The organism is Thermosulfurimonas sp. (genome assembly GCF_015491435.1).
GTDB lineage: Bacteria > Desulfobacterota > Thermodesulfobacteria > Thermodesulfobacteriales > Thermodesulfobacteriaceae > Thermosulfurimonas_A.
Window position 1 is genome coordinate 1 of record NZ_WFVX01000126.1, and the last position, 9914, is coordinate 9914.

General features: G+C 61.1%; 12 protein-coding genes. 5 read left to right on the plus strand and 7 right to left on the minus strand.

What is annotated here, in order from left to right:
* The coding region (locus tag F8J34_RS05720) for a LamG domain-containing protein (RefSeq protein WP_297057063.1) at window positions 1-749 on the plus strand (749 nt) is incomplete at its 5' end.
* 106 nt (window positions 750-855) lie between these two features.
* Window positions 856-1437, plus strand: coding sequence for a hypothetical protein (locus tag F8J34_RS05725; protein WP_297057065.1), 582 nt, complete (start codon window positions 856-858; stop codon window positions 1435-1437).
* On the opposite strand, the gene F8J34_RS05730 is transcribed toward F8J34_RS05725, so the two are convergent.
* The 7 genes from F8J34_RS05730 to F8J34_RS05760 all read right to left on the minus strand — a co-directional run bounded on the left by F8J34_RS05730 (window position 1363) and on the right by F8J34_RS05760 (window position 8728).
* Window positions 1363-2727, minus strand: coding sequence for a TolC family protein (locus F8J34_RS05730; RefSeq protein WP_297057067.1), 1365 nt, complete (start codon window positions 2725-2727; stop codon window positions 1363-1365). The genes F8J34_RS05725 and F8J34_RS05730 overlap by 75 nt on opposite strands.
* A complete protein-coding gene (locus F8J34_RS05735) occupies window positions 2724-4307 on the minus strand; it encodes a DHA2 family efflux MFS transporter permease subunit (protein ID WP_297057068.1) in 1584 nt (527 codons plus the stop codon). Before F8J34_RS05735 ends, F8J34_RS05730 begins: the two co-directional genes overlap by 4 nt.
* Complete coding sequence (locus F8J34_RS05740) at window positions 4307-5443, minus strand: efflux RND transporter periplasmic adaptor subunit (protein WP_297057070.1); 1137 nt, start codon at window positions 5441-5443, stop codon at window positions 4307-4309. Before F8J34_RS05740 ends, F8J34_RS05735 begins: the two co-directional genes overlap by 1 nt.
* A complete protein-coding gene (locus F8J34_RS05745) occupies window positions 5436-6041 on the minus strand; it encodes a TetR/AcrR family transcriptional regulator (protein WP_297057072.1) in 606 nt (201 codons plus the stop codon). The genes F8J34_RS05740 and F8J34_RS05745 overlap by 8 nt, the downstream gene beginning before the upstream one ends.
* 68 nt (window positions 6042-6109) lie before the next feature.
* Window positions 6110-6976, minus strand: coding sequence for an ATP-dependent Clp protease proteolytic subunit (locus F8J34_RS05750; protein ID WP_297057074.1), 867 nt, complete (start codon window positions 6974-6976; stop codon window positions 6110-6112).
* Window positions 6977-6989: 13 nt separating this feature from the next.
* A complete protein-coding gene (locus F8J34_RS05755) occupies window positions 6990-7730 on the minus strand; it encodes a rhomboid family intramembrane serine protease (RefSeq protein ID WP_297057076.1) in 741 nt (246 codons plus the stop codon).
* A complete protein-coding gene (locus F8J34_RS05760) occupies window positions 7727-8728 on the minus strand; it encodes a hypothetical protein (protein WP_297057078.1) in 1002 nt (333 codons plus the stop codon). Before F8J34_RS05760 ends, F8J34_RS05755 begins: the two co-directional genes overlap by 4 nt.
* A 76-nt stretch (window positions 8729-8804) precedes the next feature.
* Between F8J34_RS05760 and F8J34_RS05765 the strand changes: the two genes are divergently transcribed.
* From F8J34_RS05765 to ispE, 3 genes are all read left to right on the plus strand, one after another.
* Window positions 8805-9167, plus strand: a complete 363-nt coding sequence (locus F8J34_RS05765; protein ID WP_297057080.1) for a zinc ribbon domain-containing protein — start codon at window positions 8805-8807, stop codon at window positions 9165-9167.
* An 11-nt stretch (window positions 9168-9178) separates the two neighbouring features.
* Window positions 9179-9463, plus strand: a complete 285-nt coding sequence (locus F8J34_RS05770; RefSeq protein ID WP_297057081.1) for a DUF1844 domain-containing protein — start codon at window positions 9179-9181, stop codon at window positions 9461-9463.
* A partial coding sequence (ispE, locus tag F8J34_RS05775; protein WP_297057083.1) for a 4-(cytidine 5'-diphospho)-2-C-methyl-D-erythritol kinase occupies window positions 9460-9914 on the plus strand: 455 nt, incomplete at its 3' end. The genes F8J34_RS05770 and ispE, both read left to right, overlap by 4 nt.

Below are 9914 nucleotides of genomic sequence, written 5' to 3' on the forward strand. Positions count from 1 at the left end.
CTTCGGCCCCCCTGCCGCTCGAGTCCCTTGTGGCCTGGTGGTCCTTTGATGATCCCGAAGATCCTTATCGGGGGTGGGGAGCCTCCGGGACATGGGAGATGAGTGTTCAGAATTCCGGGTCTCTTTCCCTGGTTTCCGGGCCCAGGGGGCAGGCTCTTTCCTTCGCCTCGGGAGGGCAGGCCTATCTTGTGACCACGCAGGATTACAGGTGGCCCACCAATTCCTTCACCATCGCCGGCTGGGCCAATCCTTCCACCCTGAATACGGATAATCTTGGCTGGCTCGGGTTTGTGACCTTCGGGGGAGATTCCTGGAACACTTTTAACTTGGAGTTTAAGAACGGATACGGACACTCCCGGATCAACGGCTGGTATGATCAGTATTTTACTCCCGAGGCCATGGTAGAGGTGGGAGAATTTCACTTTGTGGCTGTAAGCTATAACGGAAGCACTCTCACCTTTTATCAGGATGGCATCCAGGTAGGGCAGACCACCATCGAAAAAACGGTTCAGGGTCTCATCCAGCCCTTTTATCTGGGGCTTGATCTTGCGGGAAGCGACAATTACTTCGAGGGGGTGATGGATGAGATTACGGTCTGGTCCACGGCCTTAAGCCCGGAGGAGATACAGACCCTTTATGCCCAGAAGGGAGCCCCGGTGGTCCCCCTTCCCGGGGCGGCTCTGCTCCTGGGTTCCGGGCTGGCGGGAGCGGCCCTTTTTCGAAAAAGGCTCCTTTCATCCGGCAACTAAAAAGAGGATGATCTTGACAGCCCCGGGTGGAAGATGATAAAAGACTCTCTAAGCCTCTGGTTAGAAAAAAGTTGAATTAAAATGAATTTTAAATAAGGGGTGCTAAATGAGGCGGAGAAGGGTTAAGGGGATCTGGTGGGGGTTATGGCTGGGGGTGGCCTTCCTGCTCCTGGTTTCAGGGGTGCGGGCCTCGACCCTTCCGGGTTTCTATGTGGAATTTGTGGATGGGGATAATAATGGTACGGTTAGTTTTACGGCCGTATTCGCCAATGCCGATAGCAGGACCTACTGGGTGGGGATAGCTTCTACCGACCATTCCTGGGTTTCGAGTGGTCTTGCGATTTCGGCCAATTCGAGTGTTACCCGGTCCTTCGATCTTTCCCCCGGGACTTACGATATCTATGTGGCCTGGGATACGAGCGGAGACAGTAATCCCGACACCTATGTCTGGACCTCGCAGCCCGGGATGGCGGCTTACACCGTTAACGAGTCCGATCCTTCCCCCTCCCTTTCCATTGCCTGGCAGAAGGGGATAGATTTTTCTCAGTTTCAGTTTTCCTTTAGCGGGGACGGGTTCAGGGTGCATGCGGTTCCCCTTCCGGCGGCGGCCGGGTTACTCAGCCTGGGTCTTTTCGGCGTGGGGGTGGTCCGCCGGCGGAGTCGGAGAACCCCGGGGAAGGTCCGGTAGCCCCACGGCGTAGGCCAGCCGGGCGCGGGAGATTTCGTAGTCGGCCAGGGCGGCGATTTCCTGGGTCTGGGCCCGGGTGAGCAGGGTCTCGGCGTCCATGACCTCCGTGGTGTCGGCTAGCCCCTCGCGGAAACGGGCCCGGTTCAGGCGAAAGTTTTCCCGGGCGGCGGCTAGGGCGCTGCGGGCCACCTGGATCTTCTTGCGGGCCGCAAGGAGCTTAAGATAGGCCTCCCTTACCTCCAGTCCCACCCGGTCCCGGATCTCCCTCAGCAGGGCCTGCCGGGAGAGGATTTCGGCCCGTACCGCTGCCATCTCCCGGGCCCGGATTCCCCAGTCCCAGAGTTCCCACCGGAGGGAGAAACCCACCCAGAGGTTTTCCCGATCGCCGTAAGGGTTCTCGGAGAGGTCCGGCCGATCTCCCCGCACGTAATACTGGGCCTGAAGATCCAGCCAGGGAAAATAACGACTTCGGGCCAGGCCCAGTTCCTTTTCCTTGAGTTTCACCGCCAGGACCGCGGATTTCACCTCCGGACGATGGCTCAGCGCCATCCGCAGGAGCTGATCGTAGCTCAGGTTCACCGGTTCCAGGGGAAATTCCGGTTTCACCCGAATGGGGGCGGAGAGGGGACGCTGCAGGAGCAGATTCAGACGGGAGGCGGCGATCCTGAGCCGGTTTTCCGCGGAAAGGAGCCGGTATTCGGCCTCCTGAACCTCGGCCTGGGTCTGCAGGACCTGGTTTCGGGCCACCAGCCCCTGCCGGAAGAATCCCTGAACATCCCGGAGATGGGCCCGGCGTCTTTCCAGGGATTTTCGGGCCAGCTCGACCTCCCGTTCGGCCTGAACCAGGCGAAAATAGGCCTCCTTTACCCGGAAGATGAGTTCCTGCCGGGTGCGTGCCTCCTCGATCCGGGAGAGGTTGACCTCAAGTTTTCGGAGACGATGACGCAGGGAGATGGACAGACCGTGAAACACGGGCAGCTTGACCGTTACGGTGAAGAGGGCCTCCTCCCTTCCCCGGATGGGGTAGCTACCGAAGGGGGTGGTGAGGGTCTCCCGGTCCCGGTAGCGTCGATAGTCGTAGCCGGTGTAAAGGCGGGGAAGATGTTCCCGGAAGGCGGCCTTTTCCCTTTCCTCCGAGGCCCGCACCCGGGCCAGGGCCGCCTTGAGGGCCGGATACCGGGAAAGGGCCAGCCTCAGACATTCCCGCAGGGAGAACACCCGTTCCCCGGCCGGGGAGACCCGGCTCAGCAAACATAGCCAGATCAGGACCCAGGGAAGGATCCTCCTCATGCTCTCACCCCCTTTCGTTCCCGCCGACCGAGGTAGAGTTCGCGAAAGAGCAGAAGGGAGAGAAAAACGGCCCCGATAAGGGCAAAATAGTAGGTATGACGGAAGGTGTCCTGAAAGGCGTAGCTTGCGGCATAGAGGGTTTCCACCCGGAACATGAGGGCCTTGGCCTTGTGCAGGGCCAGGGAAGGGGGGAAGAAGGGTTGCAGGAAAGCCGCGCCCTTCCGGATGGCCTTTTCCACCAGAACCGGGTTCTGGAGCCCGGTGATTTCCTGAAAATGGAAATCGGTGCGGTAGGTGAGGGTATTGGTGGCGATGGCGGTGCCGAAGGAGCCCCCTATGAATCGCTGATAGTGCATGAGCACCACCCCCAGTCCGGTTCGCGGGCCCAGGTCGGAGAGGACGATCCGGGCCAGGGGAGGGAAGAAGGTCCCGATGGCCATGCCCAGAGGCACGGTATAGAGAGCGGCCCGGAGGGCCGGGGTGTAGTAATTGAGGCGCGGCAGGAGGAAGATGCCCACCACGGAATAGAGGAGGAAGCTGAGCAGAAGGAGGTATTCCGGTTTAAAGCGGTCGCTGAGGGCGCCGGAGAGGATGGAGAAGAGGCCTATGCAGCTGGCGAAGGCCAGCATGTGCAACCCGGCCTGCAGGGTGGTGAGCCCCTTGAGGTTTTCGTAATAAAGGGGAAGGAGATAGAAGATCTGATACATGGAGAACCCCAGCAGGAAAAACTGATAGCCCATGGTAAGACCGAAGCGGGGGATGAGGTAGATGGATAGATCCAGGAGGGGGCGCCGGGAAAAGAATTCACTGGCCAGGTAGGCCACCAGGGAAAGGGCGGCCACGAAGGCCAGGGTGCCGATAAGGGTGGACTGGAACCAGCCCAGCTGCTGACCCTTGGAGAGGAGAATGAGCAGGGATACGGTGAAGGTGGTGAGGAAGACGTAGCTTACGGGGTTGAACTGGAAGCGGCCGGTGCGTCCGATGGTCCGGGGCAGGAAGAAGAGGCCTCCGGTGAGGGTAAGGAGTCCCACCGGGAGGTTGATGAGAAAGATCCAGCGCCAGGAGAGATGTTCGGTGAGGAATCCTCCCAGGGTGGGTCCCAGGGCCGGAGCGAAACTTACCCCCAGGCCGAAGATGCCCATGGCCAGCCCGCGTCGCTCCGGGGGATAGACCGCCAGAAGGATGGTCTGGGCCGAGGCGGCGATGAAGGCCTCGCCCAGGCCCTGAGCGACGCGCCAGAAGATCATATAGGGAAGGCTTCCGGCCATGCCGCACATGGCCGAGGAAAGGGTAAAGAGAGAGATGCCCGAAAGGAAGGTCCAGGCGTAACCGATCCTGGGAGCCAGGGACACCACGAAGATGAGCCCGGTGGCCGCGGCGGTCATGTAGGCGGTGATCACCCACTGGATGCCGTAAAGATCCGTGGAAAGCGGGCCCATCAGTTTGGGGACCACGATATCCACGATGGTGGTGTCCAGAATGGCCATGAAGAAACCGGTCATGACGATAAAGGTGATGAGCACGCGATCGAGGGGAGGGACCGGATAGTAGAAATCCCGGGAAACCGGAGCGCCGGCCATCAGAATTTCCTCTTGATCTCCACCTCTCCCCCCAGGCCCACCCGGAGGAGGGAGAGGTCTCCCCGGGTAATTTTGATCTTGACCGGAATGCGCTGGGCCACTTTGGTGAATTCTCCGGCGGAGATGTCCCGCGGTACCAGGGCGAATTTGGCCGCGGTGGCCGGGAGCACCGCGGTGACCACGCCGTAGAAAGTATGGTGGGGATAGGCATCTATCCGGATTCGGGCCTCGCACCCGGGCCGGACCCCCCGGAGTTTGGTTTCCTCAAGAAGCACCAGGACATAGAGTTTGGAGAAGTCCACCACCGCATAGACCGGCTCCCCGGGGCCCACCACATCGCCCGGGGCGTGGAAGCGTTTGGCGATGTAGCCGGTTACCGGGCTTTGGAGCCGGCAGTAGGAGAGGAGGACCCGGGCCTCCTCCAGAGCCCTTTCCTGGGCCTGAATGCGGGCCTTCAGGGCCGCAAGCTCCCTTTCATTCTCCCGGATCAGTTTGTGCTGGTTGAGGATGCGTTCTTTTTCCTTGACTGTGGAACGGATGGCCGCGGTAAGGGCCTGAACCCGGGCCAGGAGGGCCTTTTTCTTCTGGGTGAGGCTCAGCCATCGGGTCTGGATCTCCTCGAAACGGTGCCTGGCGATGAGCCCCTCCCGCAGAAGGCGCCGGAACCTGCGGAGATCGCGTGCGGTCTGGGTCAGCTCGGCCTCCAGGGCCGCCACCTCGCTCTGCATGGCCCGTCTTTCGGCCTGTAACCTTTCCATTTCGTCCTCGATCTGGGCCTGACGCAACCGCAGGTCCGTGCGCAATCTCTGGATCTTTATGCTCAGGGCCCGGGACTTTTCCCGCAGGGAACGGAGTTGGTCGGCCAGGTTCCGGACCGAGAGGGCATAGGTGGTGTTGTCCAGCTCGGCCAGGAGCTGCCCCTGTTGCACCCGGGCCCCCTCGGGCACGTAGAGCCGCCGCAGTCGGCCGTTGACCTTCTGGAAAGAGACCAGGACCAGGGAATCGGTTTCCACGAACACGGCGTTGGTTACCGCGTAATAATGGCGATGCCAGAGAAAACGGGCCAGCAGCGCCAGGAGGATCAGAAAGATGGTGAGCAGGATGGCCGCGGCCAGCTGGCGATGTCGGCTATGCATGGCGGTTCTCCCGGGGGATAAGGGGCTGGGTGAGGATTTCCCAGAGGTCCCGGGGTTCGGGGAAGGGCCTCCTTCCCTCCAGGGCCTCCACCACCGCGGTGGCGATTATCCCGTCCACCAGGGCCGCGTAAAAGCGGGGATGGGCGGAAAGGGGAGAGGCCAGCCGGCTCAGCACCCCGGCCAGACGGTCCAGATACTCCTCAAACAGGACGCGGATCTTCTCCGTGTGGACCCCCCGGAAACGGGCCTCCCAGAGTTCCCGGAGATGGAGCCGGAGCACGGGTTCGTTTTCCCGCAGGATCTCCAGCTTGGCCTCCAGAAAACGGTGCAGGATTTCCCGCGGGGGGCCCGGAGAGGAAAGGGCCTCCATGACCCGACGGTGGATCCTGGAGACCGTCTCCAGCAGGAGGGTCTCGTAAAGGGCCTTTTTGCTGGGAAAATATTGATAGAGGGTCCCCACCGCCACCCCGGCCCTTTCGGCGATCTCGAGCATCCTGGCCCGATGGTAGCCCCGTTCGGAAAAGACCGAAAGCGCAGCCTCAAGGATCTCCCGCCGGACCTCCTCCTGCCAGACCTTTCTTTTTGAACGGAGGTTCATGTTGTGAATTTTAGTTCAGAAAAATCCCCGGGGTCAAGTCCCGGGGATGGAGGCAGGGGGAGGGGTCATTAGCTCCACCAGGTGCGGAGCAGGGAGAGCATGGACTGATGATTGTGGGAGCCCGGAGCCCGTCGGGGACCGGGGGTGAATTCCACCGAGGGGACCTGGCGCACCGGCTGCGGGAAGAGACTCATGAGCTGATAGATCTCGTGCGGCATGTCCTTGCGCACCGGAAGCCCGAGCTTTTTGGCCTCCTCGTAGGTGATGGGATAGTCGTGGGTCCAGTGCCCCTGGGTGAGGAGGTCGGAAAGCTCCTCCACCTTCTCCGGGGGGTATTTGCCGGAAAGGAGGTCCTTTAAGTTTTCCCGCATCTGCCGCAGGGCCTTTTCGGCCATGTCCGCCATGATCAGGGTCTGATCGTCCACGTGTTCCAGGGGCTTTTCCCGGGTGGCCCGCACGATGGAGGCCGCGGGGAACTGGCCCAACTGGGGGTCCACCGGACCGAGCACCGCGTGTTCGTCCATCACGATCTCGTCGGCGGCAAGGGCGATGAGCGTGCCCCCGCTCATGGCGTAGTGGGGGATGAAGGCCGTGACCTTTCCGGGATGTTTCTTTACCGCCCGGGCGATCTGAAGGGCGGCAAGCACCAGGCCACCGGGGGTGTGGAGGATCAGGTCGATGGGCACCTCCGGATCGGTAAGGTGAATGGCCCGGATGACCTGCTCGGAGTCGTTGATGTCGATGAAACGCATGATGGGGAACCCGAGCAGACTCATGGTCTCCTGACGATGCACCAGAAGGATGACCCGTGAGCCCCGCATCTTTTCGATCTTGGCGATCATGCGCTGGCGGGCGGCCTCCAGCAACCTCTGACGCAGGATGGGCTGCAGGGCGGCCAGGATGAAAAAGAACCAGAAAAGATCGAAACCGGTCATACAAAAACCTCCTTTAACGGTTTATACGATCAAAATAGGAGACCACCCCGGGGATCTCCTCGTCGCGGTAATAGCAACGACCCCGGAGACAGAAGAAGCGGTGAAGGAACATACCCGCCAGAAAACCCCCCACATGGGCCCACCAGGCCACCTCGATCACCGGCTCCGGCAGGGCCAGAGAGAGGGTGCCGGAGAAGACCTGAAGCAGATACCAATAGACCAGAAAGAACACCGCCGGCACCTCGAAGATGAAGGGGAAGATGAAAATGGGGATCATCACCACGATCCGGGCGGCGGGGAACATGAGGAGATAGGCTCCCAGCACCCCGGAGATGGCTCCGGAGGCCCCGATGGTGGGGATGGTGGAATGGGGGTACATGTGTACATGGACCAGGGCGGCCACAAACCCGCACAGGAAATAAAAGATCAGAAACCGCAGGTGCCCCATCCGGTCTTCCACGTTGTCGCCGAAGATCCAGAGGGTCCACATATTGCCCAGGATATGGACCCAGCCCCCGTGAAGGAAGAGATGGGTAAAGAGGGTGAGATAGGCCCCGGGGGGATAACCGTGGGCCGCGGCCCAGACCGGATCGGTGAGTCTGGCCGGAACCAGGCCCAGATACTGGATGACCAGCTCCCGGGTGGGTTCCGGAAGAGCGGTCTCCAGGAGGAACACCAGGGTGTTTACCGCGATAAGCCCCCAGGTGACCACCGGAACCGTGCGTCGGGGAAGGCTGTCCTGTAAGGGGATCATCCCAGGGCTCCTATCTCTTCGCCGCGGACCCCTTTGCGAAAGGCCTCGCTGCGGCGGATGAGTTCCTCGGAGGGATGCTGGATGCGACCGAACTCAAAGTTCGGGCCCGGCGAAAGACCGATGAGTCCCTCGCGCCCCCCGGAGACGAAGGCCTCGGAAAGGATTCGTTGGGGTTCCGCGGTCTCGGAGAGCACGTAGAATTCCGCGGCCTTAAGGGCGTAGCGATTGGCGTTAAAGGCCACGGCCCCGCCTCCGCCCTCGCGCACCAGGCTCAAGGCCTCGGTGTCGGTGATGCTGTCGCCGAAGTAGATGGCCTCGGCGGCCGAGGAGCCGGTCTCCGCAAGGGCTTCTTCCACCGCCCGGGCCTTCTCCGCCCCGCCCACGGGATTCACCTCGCGCAGGAATCGCCCGGCCTCCATCTCCGGAAGGATCTTCCAGAAGATCTCCTCCAGTCGCTCCAGGGCCCGCCGGCTTTCGGCGGAAAGATCCGAAGGGCCCCGGGCCCCGGGGGGAATCTCGATGAGGGGAAGAGCGAGGATCTCCTCGCAGAGCCGCCGAAGCTCCCTTTCCTCGGCGGGAGGAATCTTTACCGCCTCAAGATCCACCTCCGTGCAAAAGACCCGCTCCAGAGGAAAATCCGCCACCTGGCAGAGGGCCTCAAGATAGGGGCGGTAGCTCGTGCTGATGATGAAGGTGGGGGAAAGACGATTCAGGGCCTTAAGGGTCTCCACCGCTTTGGGGAGAACCTTTAAGGTCTTTTGCGAGAATTCCCGCAGCGCCCGATTGGTGGCCCCATAGGCCTTAAGGAAGGGAAGGATGAGCTTTAAGGTATCCCCGGCCTTGTAGCCCGGACGCCTCTCCACATCGGCCAGATAATCGTCGTAACGGGAGATGCGGGCGAAGAATTCTCCCCCCTTGGGAATGATGGCCGCGGCAAATTCATAGGCATTGTCGTTTAAGGTTATGGGTCCTTCGCAATCGAGAGCGATGAGCGCCATGCACTTCCCCTCTTGTGTTCTTGCCGATCTTGCCCTATCCTAACAAAAAATAGTTTCACCCGGAAGAATTTCCAGAATGCCCATCTACGAGTTTCGGTGTGAGGTTTGCGGGGAGATCTTTGAGCGTCTCATGAAGATGGGGGAAGAGTTTCCTCCCTGTCCCCGGTGCGGGGAGTCGCGGGTGTTGAAGTTGCCCTCCCTCTTCGGGTTTCAGGATGCGGCTGATTTTCGGGCCGAGCGGGAAAGGGCTATCCTCAAGCGGGCCCGGGATTATCTTATAGACGGAAAGGTAGGGGAGGCCCGGAGATTTCTCTCCCGGGCCCAGGAGTATGTGCGTACCGACCGCATCCGAAAACTCCACGACCAGCTGAGTCAGCGGAAGCCGGTAAGCGGAGGGTACGTCAGTCGTACGGAAGTGATCATCAAGAAGAAAAAGTAGGAGGCGCGGATATGGGCGACGGAGAAAAAAGGGAAAAGCAGGCGATACCCCTGCCTCCGGTGACCTTCAGCACCTTCATCCTCTCGCTTAACACCGCGGCTCTCATCCATCTGGGGGAGCTTCCCAACCCGGACACCAACGAAAAGACCGTAAACCTCACCCTGGCCCGGCACACCATCGACACCCTGGATATGCTGCGGGAAAAGACCCGGGGGAACCTCACCCCGGACGAGGAGAGGCTGCTTGAGAGCATTCTTTACGAGCTTCGTCTGCGTTATGTGAAGCTTACCTCATGAGGCTTTACGCTCCGGCCAAGCTCAACCTCTTCCTGCGGGTCCTGCGCAAACGCCCGGACGGCTACCACGAACTGGAGACCCTCTTTCAGAAGATCACCCTCTGTGACGAGGTGGAACTCAGGAAGGCCACGGATATCGCCCTGGAGGTTAAGGGAGAGGCCCCGCCCGGAAGGGAAAACCTGTGTTTCCGGGCCGCGGAGGCCTTCCTTTCGCGGGCCGCAATTCGGGCCGGGGTCTTTATCCGGCTCAGGAAACGTATTCCCGCCGGAACGGGGCTCGGTGGGGCCTCAAGCGATGCCGCGGCGGTGCTCCGGGGGCTTTCCGCCCTCTACCCCGGGCATCTTTCCCAGGCGGAACTTTTTTCGCTGGCCCGCACCCTCGGGGCGGACGTGCCCTTTTTTCTCTCCCCCTATGCCACGGCTCTCGCCCGGGGGATAGGGGACGAACTTTC